Raw genomic sequence first — 25,491 nt, 5'->3', positions numbered from 1 at the left:
GCATTGTAAGCTATTTCGTGTATTTCTACCAGTTGCGATCGCAAACAGCGCAATAAAAATTCATATCATGATTGATTAAAGTCCCCACCTGCGGTAGGCTAGATCAGGTGAATATATTGGCTCATTTCAAGCTCGATCTTATGTCTACAACCGCATCTGCTCCCTCACGAACCGTCCGCATCGGTTCCCGCAAAAGTCAACTCGCTCTAGTTCAAACACACTGGGTGCAAGCAGAGCTACAGAAACATTTCCCGCAACACACTTTTGAAGTCCACACGATGTCCACCCAAGGGGACATAATTCTTGATGTTGCCCTCGCTAAAATTGGTGATAAAGGACTTTTCACTAAAGAATTAGAAACGGGAATGCTGAACAATGAAACGGACTTTGCCGTTCATTCCCTGAAAGATTTGCCGACAAATTTGCCCGAAGGTTTAATTTTAGGATGTGTCACCGAACGGGAAAATCCTGCTGATGCTCTTGTCGTTCATGAAAAACACAAAGATAAGCAGCTTGACACACTACCAAAAGGTGCAGTTATTGGCACTTCTTCCCTGCGACGACTTGCTCAACTGCGGCATCATTTCCCTCATTTTGAATTTAAAGATATTCGTGGCAATCTAAATACTCGACTTGCTAAATTAGATGATGGTGGTTACGACGCGATTATTTTGGCAGTGGCGGGATTGGAAAGATTGGGTATGGCCGATCGCATTCACCAAGTTATCGCCCCGGAAATCTCCCTCCACGCCGTCGGACAAGGTGCTTTGGGCATCGAATGCCGCGCCGGAGATCCAGAAATTCTGGAAGTGATTAAAGCTCTGGAACACTCGGAAACTGCCCAAAGATGTTATGCTGAACGGGCTTTTCTGCGGGAATTGGAGGGCGGTTGTCAAGTACCGATCGGTGTCAATACCAAAATTGAAAACGGTCAATTAACTTTAACCGGAATGGTATCTAGTCTAGACGGTTTGCGCTTGGTGAAAGATACTGTTAGTGGCGCAGCAGAAACTGCTGAACTGCTGGGGATTGACCTCGCGCACCGCTTGCGTGCCCAGGGAGCTAGTGAAATTTTGGAGGAAATTTTTAGGGAAGTTCAACGAGGCTCTTGAACTTTTCAATAGCTCTATTTTTTACGGTTTTAGACGCGAATTATCGCCTTTTGTACAATAAAATCATTGGCGATTCGCTTTGGCAAAACAGGTACATTAGCAGTCTGCTTGTAGATTTTAGATGGGAGTTTTAAATAGGACTTAGACCCTGGATTTATGAAACCCGGATTCTTCTATATCAGGTCGTAAAATCAACGATTTTTTCTAGAAACCGGGTTTCTCTGCGTCAGTCTTAATAACAGTAAACATCCGAGCAGAAATCTACAATCAAACAGCCAAGATCAATCAATCTATTTCAGGGAAAGGCAACATATGAGCGTTCGGGAAACTCAATTAAGGCTAGAATTGGCAAAGGTTCAGCAACTTTATCGCAAAATGCAGGCAGATAAAAAAGCTTTGCAGCAGCAATTGAAAGAGTTCAAAACTCAGACTGGCAACTTTTCTGATGTAGTTGAGCAAGTTTTGCCGTCTGTAGTTTCAGTTTATGTGATGGATTGGGATACGGGAGAAGAAATTTCTTCGGGTAGTGGTTTTTTTGTAACGCCGGACACGATTGTGACTAACTATCACGTTGTGGAAGATATTGCTGATGAGGATTATTTCTATGAGGAAGATGAAGTCGAACAGGTTTTAGTGGAAACTAATGACGGCAAGTTGAGAATGGCTGAGGTGATATTTACTGGTAATGCGGAAGAGGATTTAGCCTTGCTGTTGATTACTGGTTTTGTGCTCGATCCGAAGACTGGCGAACAAGTAGAATCTCCTGAAGAATATCCTCCTTTAGAGTTGTGTTTTGATGTGAAAGTGGGCGATCGCGTAATTGCTGTGGGAAATCCTTTGGGACAGTTGGCTGCTGCTGTAAGTCAGGGGATTATTAGTGGAATTCGGGAACCGGAGGAGTATGAGGAAGGTGAGGATGATGAGGATGATATGGCTGAGGTGAAGGTGTTAGAAACTGATGCGTCGATTAATCCGGGAAATTCTGGTGGCCCGTTGATTAATATGGCCGGTCAAGTGGTGGGGGTGAATACGTGGGGATTGGAAGATGCTGATAGTTTTAATTTGGCGATCGCCTCCATCGCCCTGGATGACTTTTTAGCAGGTTTTGAGGAGACTTTTGAGGATGATTCTGATGATTAGTTGGTAGTTATTGGTGATTTGTCAAAAGGGCGATCGCACTTTTTGTCACCCTAAATCTAGGTAGATTGGCGGGGATGGATGGAAAGGGCGATCGTTCTTTTTTGCAGATTATATGGTGATTCGCTATGGAGTAAGTGGTTGGGGGTTATTCCTTGGGTGGGGGCGGGTTTATTAAGATTGTTTGTGGGTGATAAAAATTGTCGGTGAACCCGCCCCTACAGGTACGATATAGTTATCATGACCAACAAGCAACAACCAATAATATTGTTGACCGTTGCATCGGAATGATTTAACCGCAGAGAACACAGAGAACACAGAGGGAGAGAATAGAGAGATGAATAGTTAAGATGCTACCGGATTTGATATAACAAATAACCAATAACAAACAACCAATAACAAACAACCAATAACCAATAACCAATAACAAAGTTTAATTACTTTGTTCCAAAAAAGTTTGGACTCGACCGTTGGGCCGCAGAACAACTCGAATTCTGGGGGGAGTGCCATTAGAAACAGCAGAAACAAAAGGCTCACCGACTAAAGGCATATTTGTGCGATCGATATAATCTCCTGCTGCCTTTCCCATTGGCATAATATTTTGGATAGACCCTGTTTCATCTATCTGCAAACTGTATTCCAAAGTTTCTTGCATACCTTCTGGCGGCTTCCAGCGTTGCTCAAAATAAGTTTTCGCTTCAGAAACTTGGGGGATTGTATCAAATAAAGTGCGATTTGCTTTGCTCCCACTTGCTACTTTGTTGTTGTCTGACTCAGTTTTGGGTTGAGCATCCTCAAGGGGTGGTAGTTCCGTACTGCTTGGGGGAACAATCGGCCCGATGGGACGAGGGATTGATTCTTGGGGCTCAATTGGGAGCCGCGAAGCAGATAGGGAGGGCGGCAGGGGTGGCGCTGCGGTGGGCCCTAGCCTGGGTGGTACGGGGGGAGCTAGTCTCTGTGGCGCCCGTGGGGCGGGGGGGAGTGCATTGGGTGCTGAGGGTGGCTGGGAAGGGGCAGAAATTGGCAGTTCTGGGGGTGCGGGAATGGTGATTATTTGCCCTTGAGGATTGGGTGCTGCATTGGGTGCTGCATTTGGTGCGGCATTGGGTGCGCTGTTGTTAGGTGGAAATAGCACGGCGGGCTGCTGGATGGGGCTGGGTTTGTTAATGGCGGGAGTTGGAGAGGCGGCGATGGGGGGTAAGCTGGGACTGGAGGATGGGTTGCTGTTGAGGGGCGGGGGCGGCAGGGGTGGCAAGGTTGGTGTGGCTGAGGGGGTTGGCGCTGGGGGCGTTGGTGTTGCTAGGGTCGGACTGGGAGACACCCCTACGGCTAGGTTGGGCTGGGGAGTTGGGCTGGATGCTTGAGTGCCGGGGGCTGAGGCGATTTCTGCCGATCGACTCTGCTGAAGCACTTTGATGACACCTGTGGTTAAACCGACGCTGGCTACAACCATTGCAGCCACTTTGACCCAAGGTGAGGCCAGGGGGCGTTGGGGCGATCGACCGAGGTTCGGGAGTGCCATCACCTCGCTGCTATATTGATCCAAAGCTGTGGCTAAGTCAAACAGTTGGACGGTACTCAAGGGAACTACCGGCCCGGATTCTGCCACTGTCAAAGAGCCTAAGAATAAGTTGTGGGAGAGCAGGCCGCGGGGTTTCAAGTGGGGATGAACCGGAATATCCGCATTTTTTTGTGCCTCTGAAGAGTTTGACTCAAAAATTGTTGTTTCTGAAGGGTTTAAAGATTCACGCAGGATGACGGCGCTGCGGGCTGGTGCTGAGTCGGTTTTCCCCAGGCTATCCTTAGCTTCAGATGTGAGGCTGGTTTCCCAAGGGCGGGATTCGCCCAGAAAGTGTTGAATGTAGAAGTTGACTGCTTCGTGGAGGGCTTCTAGTTGCAGCCGATCGCCCTTGAGAGTAACGTGTTCGGTATCTGGCAGTCGCGGATCGTCGAGTCGCAGTTCAAAACTCAGAGATTTCAACACGGGTTTGCCCGCCCAACGAGATAGGGGCGAACTTTTAGCTGTAATTTCCAGCGTGCAAGTGGGGGGCGTGTACCGTTTTAGAACCATAAAAGAAAGGAAGAAGGAAGAAGGAAGAAGGAAGAAGTCACCCCCCCCTGCCCCCCCCCTAGGGGGGAAATTCAGGAAGAAGAAGGAATTCTCGTTACCAGGCTCTGCCTGGTAACGCAGATCCGGAGGCTCTGCCTCCATTTCATGAGTTTATACTTAATTTTTAGCCCGATCGAGCAGAGCTAACCAGAGGCGACGGTGGCCGCCGGGACTGCTGTAAAAAAGTAGATCGATCAATAGTTTGAGGGCTAAATTGGTTAGTTGTGCGCCGGATAAGTTTTCTGCATCTTCCATGCGATCGCCATAAGTATTACTGAATCTGTCGATATAATCTCCCAGCAAAGCGACGGTGTGAGGTTCGCGATTTTGCTCTGCCATTTGTTCTAGCAGTGCTACAGCGCGACGGATTAAGGCTTGGTGCTGTTTTGCCAAATGACAGCTAATCAAAACCAGCGATCGGGCTTCTTCCACATCCAGTTTTTTCCGTCCCCCCTGGCCTTTCCGCAGCGGGTTAGACTGGCGTAGTCGCCATAATGCCACGCGATCGGCCACCATTGACTCTAAATTCAGTTCGACTGCCACCTTGAGTATTGCCTCCGAGCCAATCCCCGCCAGTGCCTCTAGGGCTAACAGCACTAAATCCAGTTGAGATTTAATGTTGTCCAACTGGGTAGGTTCTGGTGCTTTTTGGGTCAATTCTTCCCAGTTGGGAGATGTGCCCGCTTCGTTGGTGGGAGTGGAGGACTTTACGATCGAGCGCATAGCTTCAGCATTGAAAATTAAGACAGGTTCAGGCTGGATCTCTAACAGTGTGCGGTGATGGCGCTTGTGACCAGCATCGCAAAAACAACTCTGTTAATTTTGATCCACACCCATGAGCTTTGATTCCGGTAGCCCTGACTGTTAGACGGAATTGCGAGTTGCAAAGTTGCGTTTTTAAGTGCGATCGCCCGAAACAAGCCCATAACCAAAATTTCCCCCCAACTATGCTACTCCACAGAGTGACCAAAATCAAATCAGTGTTTTGAAGCGATCGGGACCTATATCAATCCAAAGATTCTAGCTATCTCGAATGCTACTTATAGTCTGTCGCTACTTATAGTCTGTCAGATTATAGTTGTCGTTGCTTAAGCTGGCGCAATCTATGGATATTACGGAGCAATTTGGCAAAAAAGTTAGACATTTCAGAAAGCTCAGAAATCTTTCCCAAGATCAGCTTGCAGAACTATCTGAATTACATCGTACTTATATTGGCTCAGTTGAACGAGGTGAAAGGAATATAACGCTGCTTAATGCAAACAAAATAGCCAAGGCATTATCCGTTAGTTTAGCTGAACTGGTAACTGATGATGACTGAAAAAAAACTAGAGCAAATTTTAGCAAGATACCAAAATTCATTTACCGAGAAAGTTTACACAGAAGAGAATGAAGAACACGATATTTTAATGGATGTGTTTGGTATCTCTCCCATAATAAAAAAAGAAAATAAGCAATATTGGGGACGTGAGTTAGGAATGTGTTGGCAATTGTTAGTTACGGAAACCTGCAAAGCATATTGCAGTAGTTTTCAGCCAGCATTTAAAGTGGGAAGTGATGAGCCGTGCGATCTGATTGTTGATGGGTACGCGATCGATACAAAATATCGTATTGGCTCAGGAGATTCTGGAACACTGAAAAAGTTCAAATCCTATGGCCCACTACTTCGTACTCATAATTACGAGCCAGTTTTTTTAATACTTAGACAAGATAATTTGCCCGCAGCTATTACAGCCTGCCAAGTAGGGACTTGGAGAGTTTACACTGGCGATGCTTCGTTTGATTTTATACAAACAATAAGTGGGTTTGATTTAAAGTCATTTCTTACTGAAAGAGTGGGAGAATTCCCTGTACACCGCTGAAACTATCTAGGCGCTTGTTGATAATTTCTATGTAATCAGGTACTATTTCAATGCCAACATACCTAATGCCAAATTCTTGCGCCGCCACTAATGTAGTTCCCGATCCTGCGAAAGGATCGATTAGAATAGAATTTTCCAAACGCGGTACAAATATTTCGACCAGTTGTCTCATGAGAGCGATCGGTTTAACCGTACAATGGACGTTAAACTCCTCGGTTTTCTCACGCTGTATACCTTCTAAAATATTTGACTGAAAACCACCAAACCGATCTTTAGTATAAAATAGACCAGTACCATACTCCTGTAGAGTTTCCAAATAATTATTGACCAGTGGTTTTTGAAGTACGCAGATTGCTTCCCATTCATTTCTCAGACAACTGTGCCAACCATCCCATTTTTCAGGATTTTCATATCCTTTTTTCTCGAACTGTTGTTTGATATTGACACCTTTAGGAATACCACTCGATCTTTTATAAACAAGCATATCTCTCGCATAGAAACCAGCATTTTCAAGGGCTACTTGTACGTGAGCAACAGTTCGCGTGCTGTTGAAAACTAAAACTGTTGCACCCGGTTTGCAGATCCGAAAAAGCTGCTCACCCCAATCAAAGCACCACTTTTCATAATCCAGAGTGTTGTTACGATTCCTTTGATACCATTTTTCGTTTCTGACTCCACCTGCTAAACCACTGCCATAGGGAATGTTTTTAACAAGGGTTTTACTTCCCTTGCCATTGACTTTTTCAATACGTCTTTGAATTTCCGAGTCATCCCATTTATGACCAATAAATTCATAATTATAAGGTGGGTCAGTGATACACGCAGAAATATAATTTTCTGGCAATGTCTTCATCACTTCACGACAGTCGCCAACCAAAACTTCATTTGAGGGAGTTTTTTTCATTAATCAGGCAGTTTACTCAACTGAGAACTCAAATTTCAATTATGCCACATTTGCAGTATCTAGCGAGTATAAATGAGTTGTGAAACTCTCTTCTCTTTCCGAACTTCGCGTTCTTTGCGTCTTCGCGGTTCGTTAAAAAAAAAATCACAACTCATTTACACTCGCTATAGGCAGTCCCAATCATAGATTCAATCCAGCTTGTTTTGCTGCCTACAAACCTATAATCAGTAATCCACCAGAAACACCTCAATCCTGACTACTTCAAAAATGCGATCGTCACACCTCCACCTCCCTCTTTTTGACTAGCCAACTCATAGCGAGAAACCTGCGGATGAGTGTCCAGAAATTCGTGAATACCCCGTCGCAACTGTCCCGTACCTTTGCCATGAACTATCCACAGCACTCCGTATTCAAAGGCTTTGGAAAGAGCTCTGTCTACTTCAATTTCCGCATCGGAAACTCTCGCGCCTCGCAAGTCGATCGTATTATTAGCAGTCCGAATGGCGATTTCAGGATTGGGTTTCGCAACTTCCGACTGAACTTGTTTCGCCTTAGCAGTAGCCTGTGCTTGGGCGGCTATCTTGGCTAATTGGGCTTTGGTTTCAGGTTTTTGACCATCGAGGGATTCAATTTCTGCTAGTTTGACTGTCATTTTCATAATCCCAAACCTGACGCTCAATTCTTCGTTAGCGTCTGGCCCGCTGAGAACTTCGGCGGTTTGGCCCAAGCTGGGAATGCGGATGCGATCGCCCACTTTTGGCATAAAACCCGGTTTCGGTTTCGCCGGTTCCTTCCGCGATGGTAAGTGTTTGGCGGAAATTTGATTTAAGGTTTCCGTCGCAACTTGAGCATTTTGAGCCGTTTGGTCGCCAGATTGTAAACGACGAATGATTTGAGCAATTTCTGATTTTGCCGTGCCTATTGCCTCATTTACCGCCACTTCCTGAGCTATTTTTAGTTCTCGCTCCCTTTCTTTCAAAGCTGCTGCTTTTTCAGAAACTTCTCGGTGCAGTTGTTCGGTTGCGTGCAGTAGTTGAGTGGCTTCTCTGGCTTTGGTTTCCTGTTTCCGCCGCTGGGCTTCGAGTCCAGCAATTACTTGATTGACATCTTGAGACGCTCCGCCAACATAGGTTTGAGCTTCTGCAACTATTTCTGGTAGCAAACCGAGTCTTTTGGCAATGCTGAGGGCGTTGGAACGTCCGGGAATTCCCCACAGTAGCCGATAGGTTGGCTGCATGGAACTATCGTCAAATTCCACTGAGGCATTTTCAAAGCGGGAGTCTTGATATTTGAGGGCTTTGAGTTCGCCAAAGTGGGTAGTTGCGACTGTTAATAGGGAGTTTTGGGCGAGGTATTGCAACAGGGCGATCGCCAATGCACTACCTTCTGATGGATCAGTCCCCGCTCCTACTTCATCTAGCAAAACTAAAGATTTGGGAATGGGGAATTGGGAATGGGGAATTGGGAATGGGGATTGGGGAATTTGTAATTTAGGTTTGAGGATTGGGAGAGCAGAAACAGCTATCTGTGTCTCAGTGAATTCCCCCTCCTCCTGTGGGGAATTGGGAATTGGGAGGTTTGAATTTTCTGCCTCTGGGGCCTGCGATTTATTACCTAAAACTGCTAAGATGCGGCTGATGCGACGAATATGACCACTAAAAGTAGACAAACTTTGCTGCAAAGATTGTTCGTCACCAATATCTGCCAAAATGTTGTCGAACCACGGCAATTCTACAGGTTCGCGGGCGGGAACAAACATTCCTGATTTTGCCATTAAAGCTGCTAATCCCAAGGTTTTGAGGGTGACAGTTTTGCCGCCGGTGTTGGGGCCGGTGATGGCGACGACGCGAATGTGCGGTGCGATGGTTAAATCGATCGGCACTACTGGAAAGCCTTGTTCGTATTGCTGTTGCCAAACTAACAGGGGATGGCGCAACTGGCGCAGGGTGATTTGCGATCGCAAGTTGGGAATTTGTACTTTGGGGTTTTCGGAGTTTTCGGAGTTTTCTGCCTCTGCTATTTCTCCCTTGTTTGCTGCTAATTCTGTATTGCCCAATTCAATAAAATTAGGTGGATTTGCTTCTAGCCAAAAGCCGTAACGCGCTTTGGCTGTGGCTAAATCTAAAGTTGTCACTACCACCAACAATCTATCTAAGTCTGGTTTGACTACTGCTACTTGCTCCGTCAGAGCGCGGCGAACTGCTTCTTCTTCGACTTGTTCTTGTCTGAGAAATTGCCGCATCTGGTTGTTGAGATTTACTGTATTGTGGGGTTCTACATACAGTGTCGCGCCGCTGGCTGAGGAGTCGTGAACGATGCCCGGTATTGCATCTTTTTGGGGAGCTTTGACTGGAATTACAAAGCGCGCGTTTCTTTGGGTAATTACTTGTTCTTGGACGGCATTGGATTGTCGCTGCAAAATTCCTTGTAGTATTTGATAAATGCGATCGCGCAACTGTCGTATTTGAACTCTAATTCCTGCTAACTTAGGAGTGGCTCGATCGGCTACTTGGGCGCGATCGTCTATACACCGATGTATTTCTTGTTCGATTTCAGGATAAGTCCGTAATTGAGCAGCCAAATCCTTGAGTGTCGGCACATCTGGCTGGCTGTCAATGATGCGGCGCAATTGCCTCGCTCCCGCCAGGGTGGTAGCAATCGCCAGCAATTCTTCACCACTGAGCAAACCTTGAAGTTCCGCTCGTTGCAGGGAAGTACCGATGTCTTGGATGCCTTCAAAAGCCAAACCACCGCCGGGACGGTTATCCAACTGATAAGCTTCCTGAGTTTGAGCTAGCAATTCTGCTGTTTCAGCTTGAGTTGCTGGGATTTGGAGGTCGAGGGCGGCGGCGACACCCAGTTTGGTGGCCGCGAAGGTAGCCAAGTGCTGACACAAGCGCGACCATTCTAATAGTTCGAGTGTTTCGGATTGAATCAAAGTTGACGGGTTGTTGGTAATTGGCATTCCCAGGCGCTGACCGAGAAGGGTTATTGACGATAATATCAATTAATTTTAAAGTTTTTTGGGGTTTCCTGGGGTAGTTATTGGTAATTTTTGGTAACATTTAATTATTTTAATTTTAAATATACAGTGATAATTCGGGCTGTTGTATCCTGAAAGGTAATTTGTGGAGCTGGTGTTATGGGAAAGATTTTGGCGATCGCGGATGCTCTGACTTTGGAAGTCCTCCAAGAGTGCCTCTCAGGGGAGGGACATCAAGTAATAGTCGCGCCTGATGCTCAGTCCGGGTTAGATTTAGCTGAGCAAACCTCCCCAGATTTGGTAATTTTTGATGGGACTTCACCTCAAATTGAGTGGTTAGATTTGTACCGGATGCGGGCGGGTAACTCAGAATTTGGTACCATTTATGTGATTTTGCTGGCTGCATCAGACCAGTTTGACTCCACAAAATTAGATGTGCTAGTGGACGATTTTGTGCTGCAACCCATAGTTAAGCAGGAATTGTTGGGGCGGGTACGAGGTGGTTTTCGATCGCGCCAGTTGAGGGCACAGTTGGAGCGATCGCACCAAGAATTGCAACAGTTCCACCATCGGATTATAGAAAATGAAAAAATGTCTAACCTGGGGGAATTAGTATCTGGCATTGCCCACGAAATTAACAATCCGATTACTTTTATTTACAGCAATCTGACTCACATACAAACTTACGCTACTGATTTGATAGAACTCTTGCGAATGTATCAAAAACAGTTAGTTAATCCTAGCCAAGAGATTCTGCAAAAACAACAAGACATGGATGTGGAATTCCTGCTGGATGATTTCTTGAAAATTGTCAGTTCCATGCGCACGGGGAGCGATCGCATTCGCCAAATTATCTTGTCGGTACAGGAATTTTCCCGCAGCGATCGCTCCGGTTGGCAATTATTTGACGTTTCCGACGGTTTAGAAAATACTCTTTTACTATTGCAACACCGCTTACCTGCTCGCGAAGGCAGGCGCGATATCAAGGTGGTGAAGGACTACGGCAATTTGCCACAAATTGAGTGTTATGCCGGTCAACTAAATCAAGCTTTTCTGAATATTATGAGTTATGCGATCGATGCTTTGGAAGAGTCTAGTCAAGAATTGAACGAGTCCGAAGCAATCAACTTTAAACCCGTGATTTTGATTCGCACTCAGGTGGTAAGTGGTCAGCGCATTGCCATTGAGATTGCTGATAATGGCATCGCCATGAGCGAAGAGATAAAAACCCAAATTTTCGATCGATTTTTTGTTACGAAACCTGCCATGGATGCCAGCACCATAGGACTTGCTATCAGTTATGACATAATTGTCGAGCAGCACAAAGGGGAATTGAAGTATTTTTCCCAAGCGGGTAAAGGTACTCAATTTCGGATCGAACTACCCCAGCGACACAGTTAATTAAAAATCTCCACAAAAGCCAGTTATTGAACAGGCTTTGTTTTGCAAATATTCCTAGGGGTGAAGCATGACCGCCGACAATTTATTAGTGATAACCAGAGATTTACAGCGGTCATGCTTCGCCTATGCAAAATCGGGATGCTTCCGGGCTAATTCAGTGCGAGTGCCACTAAAATATGTTTTCATATTATATCTTCAAATCCGAGCCTCAATATTTAGGTAATGTAAAATTTTGTATATCCTGGGGCAAAAAATCCAAAAATAGGAGATGCTAGATATTAAGAACTACGCAAAAACAAATTTTAATTAGGTAATAAAATGGTAATAGCAGCACCAGTTCTATCGGGCAATCAGTCGATTTTTCAAGCTCGTTACGACAACTTTATCGGTGGGAAATGGGTAGCACCAGTCAAAGGAAAATACTCAGAAAACCTGTCTCCCATTACCGGAAAACCAATTTGTCAAATCCCGCGATCGACCGCCGAAGATGTAGAATTAGCCCTAGATGCCGCCCACGCAGCGAAAGACAACTGGGGTAAGACTAACCCCGCAGAAAGGGCGCGGATTATACACAAAATAGCCGATCGCATGGAAGAAAACCTCGATCGCCTAGCCATCGCCGAAACCTGGGACAATGGTAAACCAATCCGCGAAACCACATTAGCAGATATACCACTGGCGATCGACCACTTCCGCTACTTCGCAAGCTGCATCCGAGCTCAAGAAGGGTCCATCGGCCAACTCGACGAAACCACCGTCGCCTACCACTTCCACGAACCCCTAGGCGTCATCGGACAAATCATACCCTGGAACTTCCCCATCCTCATGGCCGCCTGGAAACTAGCCCCAGCCCTCGCCGCCGGAAACTGCGTCGTCCTCAAACCAGCAGGCCCAACCCCCGCCTCAATCCTAGTCTTAATGGAAATCATCGCCGACTTAGTACCAGACGGCGTAATCAACATCGTCAACGGACCAGGTGCCGAAATCGGCAAAACCCTAGCCACCAGCCGCCGCATCGCCAAAGTCGCCTTCACCGGCGAAACCACCACCGGGCGACTAATCATGCAATACGCCTCTCAAAACATCATCCCAGTAACCCTAGAATTAGGCGGCAAATCCCCCAACATTTTCTGTGAAGACATCTGCGCCAAAGACGACGATTTCCTCGACAAAGCCATCGAAGGATTTGTGATGTTCGCCTTCAACCAAGGAGAAGTTTGCACCTGTCCCTCTCGCGCCTTAATTCACGAATCAATCTACGACCAATTTATCGAAAAAGCCCTCTCCCGCATCCGCCAAATCAAACAAAACAACCCCTTAGACTCCACAACAACCCTAGGCGCACAAGTATCCATCAACCAAATGGAAAAAATCGCCGAATACATCAAAATTGGCCATGCAGAAGGCGCCGAATGCCTAATTGGCGGCGAAAGAAACATCTTATCCGGCGACTTAAAAGAAGGCTATTACTTCCAGCCCACAGTCTTTAAAGGTGACAACAAAATGCGGATTTTTCAAGAAGAAATCTTCGGACCAGTATTAGCAGTCACCACCTTCAAAGACGAAGCCCAAGCCTTAGAAATTGCCAACGATACACTCTATGGTTTAGGCGCAGGAGTTTGGACTCGCGACATCAACGCCGCCTATCGCATGGGCCGCGCCATTCAAGCCGGTCGCGTCTGGACAAACTGCTACCACCTCTATCCAGCCCACGCAGCATTCGGCGGCTACAAATCATCGGGAATCGGCCGCGAAAACCACAAAATGATGTTAGACCACTACCAACAAACCAAGAACTTGTTAGTAAGTTACAGCCCCAAAGCTTTAGGTTTCTTCTAAAATTTTAAAGTCCAGAAAGGAAGAAGCAAAAAAGACCAACTTAAAAAATTACTCAACTCCTTCTTCCTCTCTGCCCTCTGCGCCCTCTGCGCCCTCTGCGGTTAATAAAAAAAAGCTAATTCAAAAACGAAATAAAACTGCTAAACAAACAGACTAAAATGGAAACAATCGCCAAAGTCACTGCCACCCAAACAGCCTTAAAATTAATCAACTATCTCAAAACCCAACACGGAGAATTGATGTTTCACCAATCCGGCGGCTGCTGCGACGGTAGTTCCCCCATGTGCTTTCCCAAGGGCGAATTGATAGTTGGTGATGTGGACGTATTACTCGGCGAAATAGGCGGTTGTCCTTTCTATATCGCAGCACAGCAATACGAATATTGGCAACATACGCAGTTAATTATAGATGTAGCATCGGGACCAGGAGGCAGCGATTTTTCCCTAGAAGGGCCGGAGGGAGAACGTTTTATTACTCGTTCCCGCTTAGCAAGTCAATGCTAATTAAGTTTGGTTAGCCTCATTTTGGCACTATAGCAATCTTATTTCTCTTGAACCGCAGAGGGCGCAGAGGGCGCAGAGAAAGAGGCAGCCGACACATAATATTTATCTTGACAAATTAGCCGTTTTTTGCTAATTGTAATTTGTTTAGGGCTGACGCAGTTCTTCAATAAATGAGATGCCATCAAAAACGCCATCTTTAAAAGCTTGAGTGCTACGAACTCGGTGATTTTCTGCCAGTAATGTCATTGTTTCCATAAAAGTAATCAGTGCGTTATCTTGGGTTTTTGTGGCGCGAAAGCAGATTGTTTCTTGGCCAGCATCCCACGCAATCGCCGCAAAATCTGAATAACTGCTAGAAAATAGTTTCAGAATTCTATTTTCAAATTCACCTTGAAAGTTTAGCTGGAGGCGAGAACCATCTGAGTATTCATAATTATTAACTTGTCGGTAGTGACTTCCCTCAATGGAGATGGTAAAATTACCGAAGAAGCTGCGCAGAAAATGTCCACGAGTATCGGTTTTAATATACTCTCCTTTCCACGTACCGAGATGGCGCGTAAAAATTTCAGGAACTTTGTCTAAATCGGGAGGGTTGATAGGGCTGATGATATAAAGAAGTTGGCATAAATTCCTCTACCGCGTACATACACAAAAAAGTTTCCTTCTGGACAGAAGCTATTGTCTTCGACTATTCCTCGCCAGACGATATCGCCTAAATAAAACAATTCTACGCCTGGAACGATAAATTGACGAACTTTGGAGACGATTCCATCAGCGCCAATTAATAAGTCACCTTCCCACTGGGTTCCATCTTTAAAGTGGGCGATCTCGCTAGAATCGGTTTGGGCGATCGAGGCTAATTCTGCATTAAAATGAATACAGCCAGGGGGTAACTCATCGAGGAGGGCTTCTAGAATGGCTTTGCGGTGTACCAGCATTCCTGGGAGTTCATTTTCCTCATAGGTGACTGGTTCGGAATTGATGACACCGCCGCGCAGGTTGCGAAACTAGAATACTTTGACCGCATCGCCGGAGTTAATAATTTTTTGGGTTACTTGATGGTTTCCCCGATGCAGTGCTTCCATACCTGCTTGTACGATCAGAATACCACATCCATCGGTGCGCGGATTTGGTGCTTTTTCAAATAACGTAACTTGAAACCCTTGTTTAATCAGCAAAATCGCCAGATAAACTCCCGATGTTCCTGCGCCGATAATACCTATCCTGCTGTTTAAAGAAACCATCTGTACCTCTTGTGATTTAATCAGGAAGTCGTTAGTTATTAGTTATTAGTTATTAGTTGGTTGCAAGGCCCAATTCCCAAGGCCCAAGGCCCAAGGCCCAAGGCCAAACTCTTCTCTTTAACTAATTTAAGCTTTCGCATCAGTAATTAAAGCCAATTCGATTTGGTCTTCAGCGGTTTGACTCACTTTTGCGTGTAAACCTGGACCGAAAAAAGTAGCTATTTTTGCCTGTTTTTCTTCCCAGAGTTCGATCGGGATTAAGGGGGAATGAAACTCTAGAATTAATCCATAGGCACCATCGAGAGAAACTTCCCGTAACCCTCGCAGCATCGGTCTTTCCTCGTCGGTAGGGGCCAAACCCAAGCGTTCCAGAGCATCATCCAAGTGAGCCGGTTGGCCGTAACGAAATCGGGTAACATCTTTGCGAACTTGGTTTTGAGTCTCCGTGGCCTGGTGTTCTCTCAGGAGTTGAACTTCAGGAGTAGTGGGTTCGCTAAACTCCGCAGGTTCGAGTTCCGCAGCTTTGAGGGCTAAACCCCCCAGCAACAGTGGAATACCATAAAAAAAACCCGCCAGATTCAGAGTCGGTCGGTCTGTGAAGTAGGCGCCGAAACCGACTGCTGCTAAAATAAAGCCCACAACTAAGGCTAAGTTTGCTAAAGAAATTTTACGGAACATATCAGTGAGGTAGTTAGCTGCAAGCAATAAGATACTTTTATTATTATCAGTCAAAAAGTCTTGAATAAATTCAAAATTTTACACAAAATACCTGCAAAAACTGCTAAGCTCTAAGAGCGCGGGCTCAGATACATCCCACATCTGGTCTCTAGCTTCAAAAAAATTCTCCCGATCGACTTGTCGCCAACACCTGTAAATATCCGTGTTCATGGTGTGTCTTTGTTTCCAGAAGGCGATCGATATCACCAGTATCATTAAATTATATAGATTTGGGTTGCGATCGACCCTCTTGCCCTTTTAACCAATTTTTTAGACATGATAAAAGACGAAGACAAACAAACTCCTGGAGCAAGCAAGTCAGTTCTAGAGCAGATTAACTCGCTCAAGCGCGAAGATGAAAGACTTTACAACATCTTAGCCATAGATGTCTGGGCCCTAGCCAAGACAATGGATGAATATCAACCAGGGTTTTGGGCCGCGTTTATGAAAAATCGTGAAAAAGCCCTCAAGCGATTTTTAGCTGAAATGATGAAAAACAAGACCACAGATAGCAAACGTCCTCCTTTTTTGCGCTGATGTTCGCCAACTCTGGTGTTGCCGGCGCTAGGGTAGTGGGGGCCTAAAACTTCAAGTTCGTTGCTGAATTTGAAATTTATAGAAAAGGCTAATTGAGGGAAAAATAGCCAGAAAATTCCTATATTGATGGAGTAAAAACGCAACATTAATGGCTATATACTAGACAAGGTTAGAGATTTTGTTGTAAAATACAGAGATTCCAACCAATTCAATGTCATGGAATGTTTGAGGTTGATTTGGGAAGAATAACTACAAGAAAAATGCTGGTAATGTATAGTAAATAAGGGAAAAAACCATGGATGCACAAACAATCAAAGAGCGGGTAGCAGAAATCGAGAGCAAGCGGGAATCGCTAGTGCGACTACTAGATAGAACCGATTTGGGTGCCTTGAGAATAGATGTGAGTCAGGCGATAGAAGAAATTGATGATTTGTTAGAAGAATTCAAACGCACTTTTAGTTAAGGGGAATTGGGGATTGGGAATGGGGAATTGGGAGTTGGGGATTGGGCAACCCCCCCACCCCCCCCAAGGGGGGAAAGAATTAGGAATGGGGAATGGGGAATGGGGAGTTGGGAGTTGGGAGTTGGGGATTGGGAGTTGGGAATTGGGAGTTGGGGATTGAGCAACCCCCCCTACCCCCCCCAAGGGGGGAAAGAATTGGGGATTGGGAATCAGCCAATAACCAATAACCAATAACCAATAACCAATAACTAATTCATTACCATATCCATCAAAATTTGCTGAGAACTCACTTCCGGGCAATTAACAGGTGGCCGTCGCTGAGAATAGTGACCTCCAGGCTGCAAATCCCAAGCTTGGCGGTTGTCCGCCAGCATCACCCCCAAAATTTCTTGCAACTCCATAGCAATTGTCGGGTCTTCCACCTGAACTATCGCCTCAACTCGTCTTGTGAGATTGCGCTGCATCCAATCAGCAGAACCAATATAAACCTCTTCGTTGCCACCGTTGAAAAAATAAAACATCCGAGAATGCTCCAAAAAGCGACCGATAATACTGATAACTCTGATATTTTCACTAACACCTTCAACGCCGGGACGCAAACAGCAAATCCCCCGGATAATCAAATCAATTTTCACCCCAGCTTGAGAAGCTTCGTACAAAGCAACAATGATTTGAGGGTCAACTAAAGCATTCATTTTAGCGACAATGCGCCCACAACTACCGTTGCCATTTTCAGCATTCAAGCGACAAAATTCTGCCTCGCGACGGATGAGGGCCAAAAATCGATCGCGCATATTGACCGGTGCTACCAATAAATTACGATAAGATACCTGCCGCGAATAGCCAGTCAAATAATTAAACAAGTCCGTCAAATCTGAACCCAAATCCTCCCGACAACTCAACAAACCCACATCCGTATAAAGTCCCGCCGTCTTCGGATTATAATTTCCAGTACCGATGTGGACGTAGCGCCGAATGCACCCGTCCTCTCGTCGTACCGCCATCAAAATCTTGGTGTGGGTCTTGAGCCCCACCAAACCGTAAACTACATGAACTCCGGCCTGTTCTAACTTGCGAGCCCAATTAATATTGTTTTCTTCGTCGAATCTAGCCTTGAGCTCTACTAAAACAGCTACCTGCTTACCATTTTGTGCTGCTTCAATTAAGGCACTGACGATCGGCGAATCACCAGAAGTGCGGTATAAAGTCATCTTAATCGCTAATACAGAGCGATCGTGCGCCGCCTCAGTAATAAACCGCTGCACCGTAGCAGCAAAAGAGTGATATGGATGGTGCAACATAATATCGCCCCGGCGGATGGCGGTAAAAATATCTTCCATCTCCTCAGAATGGCTGATGGACTCGTCAATTCTTCCGGCTTCCGGGTTTCGCAAACGGACAGGGACTACGGGACTCCATGGGGGGTCTTTCAGTTCCGGCACAGGCAGTCCGACAAAGGACATCAAATCCTTGAGGCCTAGCAGCCCTTCTACGACGTAAACATCTTGCTCTCCTAGATCCAACTCGTCCATGAGCATATCTCGCAGACCAGGTGGCATAATCGCTTGGATTTCCAGGCGTACCGCAGAACCTCCAAACCTGCGTTTGCGGAGTTCCTGTTCGATGGCTAGCAGCAAATCCTCTGCCTCATCTTCCTCCACTGTCAAGTCTGCATTACGAGTAATACGGAAGGGGTGATATTCCTGAATATCCATCCCCGGAAACAGGGCATCTAAATTGTGAGCAATTACCTGTTCTAGCGGCACCCCAGTCCAGACAGCAGATTTGCCTCTTTGTTGCCATTGCAAATCGGCCGGCAAGGGCAAAAACCTCGGCAAGACTTGCGGTACTTTGACGCGGGCAAACAATTCTTCCTGGGTATCCGGGTCCCTGACTACTACTGCTAAATTGAGGCTGAGATTGGAAAGAAAGGGGAATGGGTGACTGGGGTCAACGGCTAGGGGTGTGAGTACGGGGAATACTTGTTCTTTGAAGTAGCGATGTAGGTATGTGCGTTGTTCTTGATTGAGGTCTATGTAGTCGAGAATGTGGATGCCGCTGGCTGCTAATTTGGGGCGGAGAGTTTGCTCAAAATAGGAGTGTTGCTGGGAAACCATGGGCAAAAGTCGTTTGCTAATGGCATCTAGTTGTTGTTGGGGGGTGCTGCCATCGGAGGTGAGTTTGCTGACTTTTGCTTCTACTTGCTGTTTGAGGGCTGCTACTCGCACCATGAAGTATTCGTCGAGGTTGGAACTGAAAATAGCCAGAAATTTGAGTCTTTCTAGGAGGGGTGTGCGGGGGTCTAGGGCTTCGTGGAGGACTCGGTTGTTGAATTCTAGCCAGCTTTGTTCTCGGTTGAAGTAGTATTGGGGGTCACTGAGGTTGATTTCAGTGTAGTTTTTGGGGCTAGTCTTTTTTTGCTTGGACATGGTTTGGGAGGGTCTTGGGGAGGCTCGGTTGATGGCATCGGTAAATTATTATTGTAGGTTAAAGGATTTGTTGATATTTGTTTTTGGTCGATCGCACGTTGTTGTAATACCTTTCGGGAAACGGCATTGCCCATAGGTGTCAACTTAAGACTCCAACCTTTAAGAAATCTCGCTTTTACCATAATCTCGATCCCCCTAAATCCCCCTTAAGAAGGGGGACTTTGATCGGACTCTTGTCCCCCCCTTACTAAGGGGGGCTAGGGGGGATCGAGATTTAAGAGTCAAACAGCAATCTGTGACTGGGTTTAACGTTAATTTGTCCCGACGAAAGGCACGGTGGGGTGTCCGGCCTGTGAATCACGAACCAATCCCCGCAATCCAATTCCCCACCGCATCAAACAAATCATCTCCATCCACCGCAAAACCTGTTAACGGCAATTCCAGCGGTGTATCGGTAATCCAGGCGATATGAATTCCCATTTGAGTGTCAGCGAGTTTGCGGGTGAAAGATGAAAGCGCATCTTCGCAGGGACAAGAGTGCAAAATTAAGGCGATGTGCTGTTTTTGCAGGCGGTTTTTGAGTTGGGGAATTAATCGCTTGAATTCGGGGGCGTTGCGAATGGCGGGAATGTCTGTATCTGCGGGGAAGATTGTTTGATATAGTTGGGTACAGAGCTCTTGGGCGATCGCGCTTGTATCGGTTTCGCCTTCTAAGGCACGTATGTTAAGGGGAACGGGGAAGGATTTATCGGTGGGTTGGAGTTGTTTGAGGAGTGTGGGGATATCTGGATTTTGTGGGTGGTTGCGATCGGGTGTTGGGGAATTGGTGGGTTGGGTGTGCCATGCTTGATGAAATTCTGGGTAAGTCATCTTTTGGGCGCAGTTCCAGATGACTTTAAAGCAGTTTTCATAGAGATTAAAATCCTTTTCGTAGATTTCGGAAGTTAGGCAATTATTCAACCCAGAGACTGCTATCGCGAAGTTTTTACCTTTCATAATTTTCCTTAATTTATATGCCGCCTCTCTCTGGGCAGATACATTACCTGAATTGCGGATTAACTCGACTAAAGCCGCGATCTCCTCTGGGTTTGAGTTATTTTCCCATATTTCCCCTACGATCTTTGTCACCCTACTCCGACTAATCTTAATATTTAAATTGCGAATTAACTCGGCTAACTTGGCGAACACTTCTCGGTTGTATTTGCCGATTTTTAGTAAGCTTGCTGCCGCTAGGTTCCTGGTAACTTTATTGCTTGAATAGCGGAGCAACTCGACTAAAACAGCAATCGCTTCAGGGTTATTTGTGTCTATTTCTCCTAAGCTATATACTGCTAGCCTCTGGATGTTTTCATCACCAGAATTGCAGATTAACTCGACTAAAGTGGAAAGAGCCACTGAGTTATCTCTATCTATTTTCCCTAAGCTAGCTGCCGCTTCCCACCGTGTATATTCATCACCAGAATTGCGGATGAAATCGACTAAAGCAGCAATCGCTTCTGGATTATTTTTGCCTATTTTCCCTAAGCTAGATGCCGCTTCACGCCGGGTATATCCATCACTTGAATTGCGGATTAACTCGACTAAAGCGGCGATCGCCACTGAGTTATCTTTATCTATTTCACCTAAGCTAGATGCCGCTCGCATCCTAATAGATTCATTAAGTGAATTGCGGATTAAGTCAGCTAAAGTGGCGCTCGCAACTGGGTGATGTTTCTCTATTTTCCCTAAGTCTTGTGCCGCTCCCAATCGGGTAAATTCATCACTCGAATTATGGATTAACTCAACTAAAACGGCGCTCGCAACTGGGTTATCTTTGCCTATTCCCCCTAATTTTTCTGCCGCTACCCGCCGGGTAAGTTCATCGCTTGAATTACGGATTAACTTGGCTAAAGCGGCGACCGCCCTTTTCCGATCTATCTCTTTCAGTATCTCCTTTGCTGTCGGGGAAACAATTTTATTGACGTTCACCCATTCCTGTTTTTCCTCATCAAAATAACCAAACCCCCACTTAATAATCTGCGACACAATCTCATCAGCAAGACTACAATCTTTAAACTCAGCAATCCCCGCAGCCGCTAGAAAATATGCCCGATATCCATAAAATTCACCACACCCATCCTTAAACTTAACTAACGCCTTAATAAACCCCTCCTTCTCCTCCTTCCCAACCTCCTCACGCCCCAACCACAGCAAAATAACCTCCTTCCACTGCTTCTCAAAAATGCGATACCTAGCATCAGGATGTTGCGGATTTTCAGGAATAGGATTCAAGAAAAAGTGCCAATCCTCAACCGCCAACGCCGCAAAATATTCCTGAAACGTCGGATGGTAAAAAGCATAAATCCCCTCTAGCGTCTCCGCATCCCTCGCCACTAAATTCAGCCAACCCAAACGACAAGCTAACTCAAACTGCGATGCACCCATCACCCGATATCCCACACTTTCTCGCAACTGAAACCGCGACGTTTCATTTAACATCCCAGAAAGTGCCAATTTCCCCAAAGCCGCATTCAAATCCTGCTGCTGAATCCAATTCAAGTGCGGTTTTTTCCACTGATATAAAGTAGTCACAAACCGCTGATAAAGCTTAGCCTTAGTATCCGGCAAATCACCATCCAAGGATTGCCAAGTGCCACACAATAGCGAACATCTCAGGGGGTTTTTTACTAAATCTCGAATTCGCTCTTTTCCTGATGCTGCTAATGCTTCCCGTAGCTGTTGAGAAAGCACCCCCCCAGCCCCCCTTGCTAAGGGGGGAGCAAGAGTTTCTCCGGCTTCTGGTAATTGTTGAGAAAGCACCCCCCCAGCCCCCCTTGGTAAGGGGGGAGTAAGAATCTCCCCTTCTTCTCTTGTCCCCCCCCTTACCAAGGGGGGGTTAGGGGGGGTTCCAAACCGGGGATTAGAGGGAGTTAAAAACCACTTATCGATAAACATTTCCACTTGTTCGGGATAGGAAAACTCCAGAGTGCGATAAGTATCAAAACTATCCAACGCAGAGCCGATCGCATCCCAAACATTTTGCCGACAACTTAGCACAATTCGCGCCCTTTGAATACAGCCCCCAGTCCTAATTTGCCGCTCAATTTCCGCCAAAGGATTCCCATCTCCCACCGCCATCTCATCCGCCCCATCCAACACCAACCATACGCGATCGGCATTAAACTGTGCTAAAAAATCATCCTTAATTTCCGCCGTCGCCTCAGCCTTCCCAATTCTCTTAATTGCGGCCAGCAGCCAATTATCAAATAAATACGGCTCTAATTCCTTCCCCTGCAAATCCGCCAAGGATACCCAAATTACAATAGCCTCGGAAAGGCCCGCCGCTACCCAATTCGCAATTTGCCGCAACAGCGTTGTTTTCCCCGCCCCCGGTTCCCCAATAATTCCTAACCGCTTCCCATTGCTTTTAGGGCTAATTCCTTGCTGGATTACTTGTTCGAGAAATTCGCTATGTTCAAATGTCTGAGTGACTTCTTTTTCTCGATACAAATCCGAACCTTCCTCAGCCCCAAGATTCTCGCGTTGCTGAGTCACTTTGTGCCGTTCCACCAATCCCAGCGGCACATAAACATCATCAATTTGATGGTTGCCAAAAGTTAGTTGATTGCTACTAAGCCGCTGCTGTTCTTTCTCGTCTAAAATCTGCTGGCAAATATCCCGCCAATCAATCGGCACGTAAACAATTCGGCTCTTTTTAACTATCTCCTCAAGCCAATCATACATCTCTTGGGTTCTGCTATCAATCCGCGTTAAACTCTGCCCGGTAAAAATCTGAAATACTTTGTCATTTTCCTTTACTTCTTGGGCAAAGTATGCTGATAATAAATCAAATAATTCTTGCTCTAACTTAGTTTTGTAGGGTGCGACATCGCAATTTTCTAGGGCGACTGCCAGCAGTTTTTGGTTGAGTTTTTCAACCCGATTCTGTTTGAACTCATCTGTGGCAGTCAGCAGCAATTCTATCTCATCTAAACCGGCAATGGGAATCCCAGAGGGGATTGTTTCTTTATGTATTTGTTCTAATTCTAATTTGAGCTTTTCGAGCTTTCGTTTCAACCAATCAAAGTCCCTGCGCCTATCTTGCAGGGAATAGGCAAAACTCTCTCGGTTAGCTGTATTTTTCGGATCGATTTCCTGTTGGCATTCTGAGGCGATTTGTTGTTGAGCTTTCAGGAAAGATGTTTTCAGTGCTTTTTCTAAATCGTGATTGACAATTTTTCCGTTTCGTGATATCTTTTTTATCCCGGTCAAACAGAGATGCTTTGCTGCATCATTGACTTGAGTGCCGAGAATGCCTTGCCAAGCGACTGTGAAAAGTAAGCCCAAGGTAATCGGATCTGACATTTGAGGGTGCTCCTGATGCGTTGCTGCAAGGGGGTTATTTTTATGATAGCCGATCGCATTTGGTGGCGCTCTACTTAACTCATTCTTTGATGATTTCCACTACATCTTCAATCATCACACCAAAAGCCCGCGCTAATTTGTGGATTGCGGTAAAGTCAACCATTGATATGGACGATCGCCTAGCATAGGTAGTAATTGTGCTGTATACTACACCAGAACGCTCAGCAACTTCTTTGAATGTCCAGCCTCTTTCGGCTGCTAGTTCTCGAACTCTGATTCTGACTAAACCCATACTTGACAATAAGGCAATTGCGTTCGATTATTGCTGCATCTAAAAAATTGACGTACCACCAGGATATGCAACTACCATGATATATGAAAATCAGTCAAGATCTTCAACGATCGCCGCATCTAAAATTATTCATAAGTCTTTAGTTGTCAATCCGCGATCGAGATTTGTGACTGAAGAAACTGTAGCGCTATTGTTCAACATCTCACCAGAGCAGATTTATCGCATCGAATGTTGTCACAATATTGTATATGTTCACGCAAAAGGCTTGAGTCGTTTTGTCAGTTACGCCGATTTCCCCCCTATTGTGGGAGTAAATCCCCCCGTACCTCGCGATTATCTCGCCTGGTACAAACGCTGGAAATGCACGAAAGCACCTGTATTTTGGACTAAATTTTACACGTACAATTTTAAAGGGGCGGTTTCAGTTGACAGCTTGCGGGAGTGGGGCTTGGTGGTGGGTAGTGTTAAATCCGTAATTGCTGCTACAGTGCTTCAACAGTTGCGAGATGTTTATGCTGAGGAAAAATACTTGATGGAGAAATTTTAAAGTGCGATCGCCTCAAGGGAGTAAAAAAATAACTTAACTTTACGGAATTGCTCTCGTACCATCAGGAAGACAATAGCAACGGCGTTATCCAACCAAGAATCAATATGCTGCGTCTATTAATTTCCGGTGGTATTGTCATGGTACCGCTGCTAGGATTTTCTATCCTCGCAGCCACTCTCATATTAGAAAGACTATTCTTTTGGTGGCAAATACTCCGCCGTCAAGATGCAATTATCCGGCAATTTCTCAACTCCTATTCCCGTTTTCCTAAGTCGGAAGTAGTGAAAAAAAAGCTGATTCCTTGTCTTGAGAAAAATGCCGACCTTCCGGTGTCCCGCATTTTTTTAGCTGCGCTACAATTGCACCAGCCAAGTGTTGAAGATTTTCGTTTGGCTTTGGAAACTACTTCTCATGCAGAATTAGCTTCATTAAAACGCTTCCATACAGTTTTTGAAACAATTATTAGTCTGGCACCTTTATTGGGTTTATTAGGGACTGTTCTGGGACTAATTAACTCCTTTGCTGCGCTCAAAATTGGAGAGGTTGGTGGTGGTAGTACGGCTGGTGTTACTGGGGGTATTAGTGAAGCTTTGGTTTCTACAGCCACGGGGTTAATTGTTGCTATTTTTACTTTATTTTTTGCCAATTTGTTTCGAGGTTTTTATCAGCAGCAACGAGCTTTGTTTCTGGAGTATGGGGGTCAATTAGAATTGCTTTATCGTCAGCGGTTTGGATCGGAATTGTTTCACCGCAGAGGAACCAGAGAAAGGGGAGAGATATGAATGATTCTCATGAATACAGGATTTGATTTTAGCTACAAGTATGGAGATGTCTCATGGGCTTACTATCGGATTTTTTTACCGCAGAGTACGCAGAGGAACCAGAGAAAGGGGAGAGATATGAATGATTCTCATGAATACAGGATTTGATTTTAGCTACAAGTATGGAGATGTCTCATGGGCTTACTATCGGATTTTTTTTACCGCAGAGTACGCAGAGGAACCAGAGAAAGGGGAGAGATGTGAATGATTCTCATGAATACAGGATTTGATTTTAGCTACAAGTATGGA

The 25,491-nt window shown here is 45.6% G+C and carries 23 protein-coding genes; 12 read left to right on the top strand and 11 right to left on the bottom strand.

Annotated features, from left to right (window positions below):
- Nucleotides 1-140 precede the first annotated feature (140 nt).
- Together hemC and AAFP11_RS14700 are read left to right on the top strand one after the other, a co-directional pair.
- Nucleotides 141-1,112, top strand: a complete 972-nt coding sequence (hemC, locus tag AAFP11_RS14705; protein WP_341737735.1) for a hydroxymethylbilane synthase — start codon at nucleotides 141-143, stop codon at nucleotides 1,110-1,112.
- A 312-nt stretch (nucleotides 1,113-1,424) separates the two neighbouring features.
- Complete coding sequence (locus AAFP11_RS14700) at nucleotides 1,425-2,252, top strand: S1C family serine protease (RefSeq protein ID WP_341737734.1); 828 nt, start codon at nucleotides 1,425-1,427, stop codon at nucleotides 2,250-2,252.
- A 430-nt stretch (nucleotides 2,253-2,682) separates the two neighbouring features.
- Here the strand turns inward: AAFP11_RS14700 and AAFP11_RS14695 are convergent, their stop codons facing one another.
- A complete protein-coding gene (locus AAFP11_RS14695; RefSeq protein WP_341737733.1) occupies nucleotides 2,683-4,320 on the bottom strand; it encodes a DUF4335 domain-containing protein in 1,638 nt (545 codons plus the stop codon).
- Nucleotides 4,321-4,476: 156 nt separating this feature from the next.
- Entirely contained in the window at nucleotides 4,477-5,082 is a 606-nt protein-coding gene (locus AAFP11_RS14690; RefSeq protein ID WP_341737732.1) for a DUF3038 domain-containing protein, read from the bottom strand.
- A 382-nt stretch (nucleotides 5,083-5,464) separates the two neighbouring features.
- On the opposite strand from AAFP11_RS14690, the gene AAFP11_RS14685 reads away from it, so the two are divergent.
- Together AAFP11_RS14685 and AAFP11_RS14680 are read left to right on the top strand one after the other, a co-directional pair.
- On the top strand, nucleotides 5,465-5,677 hold the full coding sequence (locus AAFP11_RS14685; protein WP_096828795.1) for a helix-turn-helix transcriptional regulator: 213 nt from the start codon (nucleotides 5,465-5,467) through the stop codon (nucleotides 5,675-5,677).
- Nucleotides 5,667-6,218 carry a hypothetical protein gene (locus AAFP11_RS14680; protein ID WP_340519004.1) on the top strand — a complete coding sequence of 184 codons (552 nt, stop codon included), beginning with the start codon at nucleotides 5,667-5,669 and terminating at the stop codon, nucleotides 6,216-6,218. Before AAFP11_RS14685 ends, AAFP11_RS14680 begins: the two co-directional genes overlap by 11 nt.
- Here the strand turns inward: AAFP11_RS14680 and AAFP11_RS14675 are convergent.
- Both AAFP11_RS14675 and AAFP11_RS14670 read right to left on the bottom strand, forming a co-directional pair.
- Nucleotides 6,181-7,122 carry a site-specific DNA-methyltransferase gene (locus AAFP11_RS14675; protein ID WP_341737731.1) on the bottom strand — a complete coding sequence of 314 codons (942 nt, stop codon included), beginning with the start codon at nucleotides 7,120-7,122 and terminating at the stop codon, nucleotides 6,181-6,183. The two genes, AAFP11_RS14680 and AAFP11_RS14675, sit on opposite strands and share 38 nt — an antisense overlap.
- Before the next feature lie 256 nt (nucleotides 7,123-7,378).
- Nucleotides 7,379-10,060: an endonuclease MutS2 gene (locus tag AAFP11_RS14670; RefSeq protein WP_341737781.1), complete on the bottom strand. Its 2,682-nt coding sequence runs from the start codon at nucleotides 10,058-10,060 to the stop codon at nucleotides 7,379-7,381.
- 204 nt (nucleotides 10,061-10,264) lie between these two features.
- On the opposite strand from AAFP11_RS14670, the gene AAFP11_RS14665 reads away from it, so the two are divergent.
- From AAFP11_RS14665 to AAFP11_RS14655, 3 genes are all read left to right on the top strand, one after another.
- The gene (locus AAFP11_RS14665) at nucleotides 10,265-11,506 is read left to right on the top strand and encodes an ATP-binding protein (RefSeq protein WP_341737730.1); all 1,242 of its coding nucleotides are present in this window, start codon (nucleotides 10,265-10,267) and stop codon (nucleotides 11,504-11,506) included.
- Nucleotides 11,507-11,824: 318 nt separating this feature from the next.
- Nucleotides 11,825-13,345 (top strand): aldehyde dehydrogenase family protein, encoded by a 1,521-nt coding sequence (locus tag AAFP11_RS14660; RefSeq protein ID WP_341737729.1) that lies wholly within the window; start codon nucleotides 11,825-11,827, stop codon nucleotides 13,343-13,345.
- A 158-nt stretch (nucleotides 13,346-13,503) separates the two neighbouring features.
- Entirely contained in the window at nucleotides 13,504-13,848 is a 345-nt protein-coding gene (locus AAFP11_RS14655; RefSeq protein WP_341737728.1) for a DUF779 domain-containing protein, read from the top strand.
- 144 nt (nucleotides 13,849-13,992) lie between these two features.
- On the opposite strand, the gene AAFP11_RS14650 is transcribed toward AAFP11_RS14655, so the two are convergent.
- The 4 genes from AAFP11_RS14650 to AAFP11_RS14635 form a co-directional block, all read right to left on the bottom strand.
- Nucleotides 13,993-14,412 carry a DUF3598 family protein gene (locus AAFP11_RS14650; RefSeq protein ID WP_341737780.1) on the bottom strand — a complete coding sequence of 140 codons (420 nt, stop codon included), beginning with the start codon at nucleotides 14,410-14,412 and terminating at the stop codon, nucleotides 13,993-13,995.
- 14 nt (nucleotides 14,413-14,426) lie between these two features.
- Nucleotides 14,427-14,786 carry a hypothetical protein gene (locus tag AAFP11_RS14645; RefSeq protein WP_341737727.1) on the bottom strand — a complete coding sequence of 120 codons (360 nt, stop codon included), beginning with the start codon at nucleotides 14,784-14,786 and terminating at the stop codon, nucleotides 14,427-14,429.
- Nucleotides 14,787-14,855: 69 nt separating this feature from the next.
- Nucleotides 14,856-15,092 carry an NAD(P)-binding protein gene (locus AAFP11_RS14640; protein WP_341737726.1) on the bottom strand — a complete coding sequence of 79 codons (237 nt, stop codon included), beginning with the start codon at nucleotides 15,090-15,092 and terminating at the stop codon, nucleotides 14,856-14,858.
- Between the two features lie 126 nt (nucleotides 15,093-15,218).
- Nucleotides 15,219-15,770: a DUF2854 domain-containing protein gene (locus AAFP11_RS14635; RefSeq protein ID WP_341737779.1), complete on the bottom strand. Its 552-nt coding sequence runs from the start codon at nucleotides 15,768-15,770 to the stop codon at nucleotides 15,219-15,221.
- Between the two features lie 315 nt (nucleotides 15,771-16,085).
- On the opposite strand from AAFP11_RS14635, the gene AAFP11_RS14630 reads away from it, so the two are divergent.
- The 3 genes from AAFP11_RS14630 to AAFP11_RS14620 all read left to right on the top strand — a co-directional run bounded on the left by AAFP11_RS14630 (nucleotide 16,086) and on the right by AAFP11_RS14620 (nucleotide 16,969).
- Nucleotides 16,086-16,346, top strand: coding sequence for a hypothetical protein (locus AAFP11_RS14630; protein WP_340519013.1), 261 nt, complete (start codon nucleotides 16,086-16,088; stop codon nucleotides 16,344-16,346).
- Nucleotides 16,347-16,641: 295 nt separating this feature from the next.
- The gene (locus tag AAFP11_RS14625) at nucleotides 16,642-16,809 is read left to right on the top strand and encodes a hypothetical protein (protein ID WP_341737725.1); all 168 of its coding nucleotides are present in this window, start codon (nucleotides 16,642-16,644) and stop codon (nucleotides 16,807-16,809) included.
- A gap of 19 nt (nucleotides 16,810-16,828) precedes the next feature.
- Nucleotides 16,829-16,969, top strand: a complete 141-nt coding sequence (locus AAFP11_RS14620; RefSeq protein WP_341737724.1) for a hypothetical protein — start codon at nucleotides 16,829-16,831, stop codon at nucleotides 16,967-16,969.
- Between the two features lie 88 nt (nucleotides 16,970-17,057).
- Here the strand turns inward: AAFP11_RS14620 and ppk1 are convergent, their stop codons facing one another.
- The 3 genes from ppk1 to AAFP11_RS14605 form a co-directional block, all read right to left on the bottom strand.
- The gene (gene ppk1, locus AAFP11_RS14615; RefSeq protein ID WP_341737723.1) at nucleotides 17,058-19,238 is read right to left on the bottom strand and encodes a polyphosphate kinase 1; all 2,181 of its coding nucleotides are present in this window, start codon (nucleotides 19,236-19,238) and stop codon (nucleotides 17,058-17,060) included.
- Between the two features lie 357 nt (nucleotides 19,239-19,595).
- Nucleotides 19,596-23,582, bottom strand: a complete 3,987-nt coding sequence (locus tag AAFP11_RS14610; protein ID WP_341737722.1) for a HEAT repeat domain-containing protein — start codon at nucleotides 23,580-23,582, stop codon at nucleotides 19,596-19,598.
- Between the two features lie 79 nt (nucleotides 23,583-23,661).
- Nucleotides 23,662-23,874, bottom strand: coding sequence for a helix-turn-helix transcriptional regulator (locus AAFP11_RS14605; protein WP_341737778.1), 213 nt, complete (start codon nucleotides 23,872-23,874; stop codon nucleotides 23,662-23,664).
- Nucleotides 23,875-23,950: 76 nt separating this feature from the next.
- On the opposite strand from AAFP11_RS14605, the gene AAFP11_RS14600 reads away from it, so the two are divergent.
- Together AAFP11_RS14600 and AAFP11_RS14595 are read left to right on the top strand one after the other, a co-directional pair.
- Nucleotides 23,951-24,421 (top strand): hypothetical protein, encoded by a 471-nt coding sequence (locus AAFP11_RS14600; RefSeq protein WP_341737721.1) that lies wholly within the window; start codon nucleotides 23,951-23,953, stop codon nucleotides 24,419-24,421.
- Between the two features lie 104 nt (nucleotides 24,422-24,525).
- Nucleotides 24,526-25,203 carry a MotA/TolQ/ExbB proton channel family protein gene (locus AAFP11_RS14595; RefSeq protein WP_341737720.1) on the top strand — a complete coding sequence of 226 codons (678 nt, stop codon included), beginning with the start codon at nucleotides 24,526-24,528 and terminating at the stop codon, nucleotides 25,201-25,203.
- Nucleotides 25,204-25,491: the final 288 nt, after the last annotated feature.

The sequence above is a fragment of the Microcoleus sp. CAWBG640 genome, from assembly GCF_020883015.1.
Lineage (GTDB): Bacteria > Cyanobacteriota > Cyanobacteriia > Cyanobacteriales > Microcoleaceae > Microcoleus > Microcoleus anatoxicus.
This window is presented reverse-complemented; position numbering and strand designations above follow the sequence as displayed.

Excerpts from the sequence above, each read along its gene's own strand:
- AAFP11_RS14675 (WP_341737731.1), bottom strand. The coding sequence starts at position 7,122 with ATGAAAAAAACTCCCTCAAATGAAGTTTTGGTTGGCGACTGTCGTGAA.
- AAFP11_RS14640 (WP_341737726.1), bottom strand. The coding sequence starts at position 15,092 with ATGGTTTCTTTAAACAGCAGGATAGGTATTATCGGCGCAGGAACATCG.
- AAFP11_RS14700 (WP_341737734.1), top strand. The coding sequence starts at position 1,425 with ATGAGCGTTCGGGAAACTCAATTAAGGCTAGAATTGGCAAAGGTTCAG.
- AAFP11_RS14645 (WP_341737727.1), bottom strand. The coding sequence starts at position 14,786 with ATGCTGGTACACCGCAAAGCCATTCTAGAAGCCCTCCTCGATGAGTTA.
- AAFP11_RS14665 (WP_341737730.1), top strand. The coding sequence starts at position 10,265 with ATGGGAAAGATTTTGGCGATCGCGGATGCTCTGACTTTGGAAGTCCTC.
- hemC (WP_341737735.1), top strand. The coding sequence starts at position 141 with ATGTCTACAACCGCATCTGCTCCCTCACGAACCGTCCGCATCGGTTCC.
- AAFP11_RS14625 (WP_341737725.1), top strand. The coding sequence starts at position 16,642 with ATGGATGCACAAACAATCAAAGAGCGGGTAGCAGAAATCGAGAGCAAG.
- AAFP11_RS14695 (WP_341737733.1), bottom strand. The coding sequence starts at position 4,320 with ATGGTTCTAAAACGGTACACGCCCCCCACTTGCACGCTGGAAATTACA.
- AAFP11_RS14600 (WP_341737721.1), top strand. The coding sequence starts at position 23,951 with ATGATATATGAAAATCAGTCAAGATCTTCAACGATCGCCGCATCTAAA.
- AAFP11_RS14620 (WP_341737724.1), top strand. The coding sequence starts at position 16,829 with ATGGGGAATTGGGAGTTGGGGATTGGGCAACCCCCCCACCCCCCCCAA.
- AAFP11_RS14685 (WP_096828795.1), top strand. The coding sequence starts at position 5,465 with ATGGATATTACGGAGCAATTTGGCAAAAAAGTTAGACATTTCAGAAAG.
- AAFP11_RS14610 (WP_341737722.1), bottom strand. The coding sequence starts at position 23,582 with ATGTCAGATCCGATTACCTTGGGCTTACTTTTCACAGTCGCTTGGCAA.
- ppk1 (WP_341737723.1), bottom strand. The coding sequence starts at position 19,238 with ATGTCCAAGCAAAAAAAGACTAGCCCCAAAAACTACACTGAAATCAAC.
- AAFP11_RS14630 (WP_340519013.1), top strand. The coding sequence starts at position 16,086 with ATGATAAAAGACGAAGACAAACAAACTCCTGGAGCAAGCAAGTCAGTT.
- AAFP11_RS14660 (WP_341737729.1), top strand. The coding sequence starts at position 11,825 with ATGGTAATAGCAGCACCAGTTCTATCGGGCAATCAGTCGATTTTTCAA.
- AAFP11_RS14690 (WP_341737732.1), bottom strand. The coding sequence starts at position 5,082 with ATGCGCTCGATCGTAAAGTCCTCCACTCCCACCAACGAAGCGGGCACA.
- AAFP11_RS14635 (WP_341737779.1), bottom strand. The coding sequence starts at position 15,770 with ATGTTCCGTAAAATTTCTTTAGCAAACTTAGCCTTAGTTGTGGGCTTT.
- AAFP11_RS14595 (WP_341737720.1), top strand. The coding sequence starts at position 24,526 with ATGCTGCGTCTATTAATTTCCGGTGGTATTGTCATGGTACCGCTGCTA.
- AAFP11_RS14680 (WP_340519004.1), top strand. The coding sequence starts at position 5,667 with ATGATGACTGAAAAAAAACTAGAGCAAATTTTAGCAAGATACCAAAAT.
- AAFP11_RS14655 (WP_341737728.1), top strand. The coding sequence starts at position 13,504 with ATGGAAACAATCGCCAAAGTCACTGCCACCCAAACAGCCTTAAAATTA.
- AAFP11_RS14605 (WP_341737778.1), bottom strand. The coding sequence starts at position 23,874 with ATGGGTTTAGTCAGAATCAGAGTTCGAGAACTAGCAGCCGAAAGAGGC.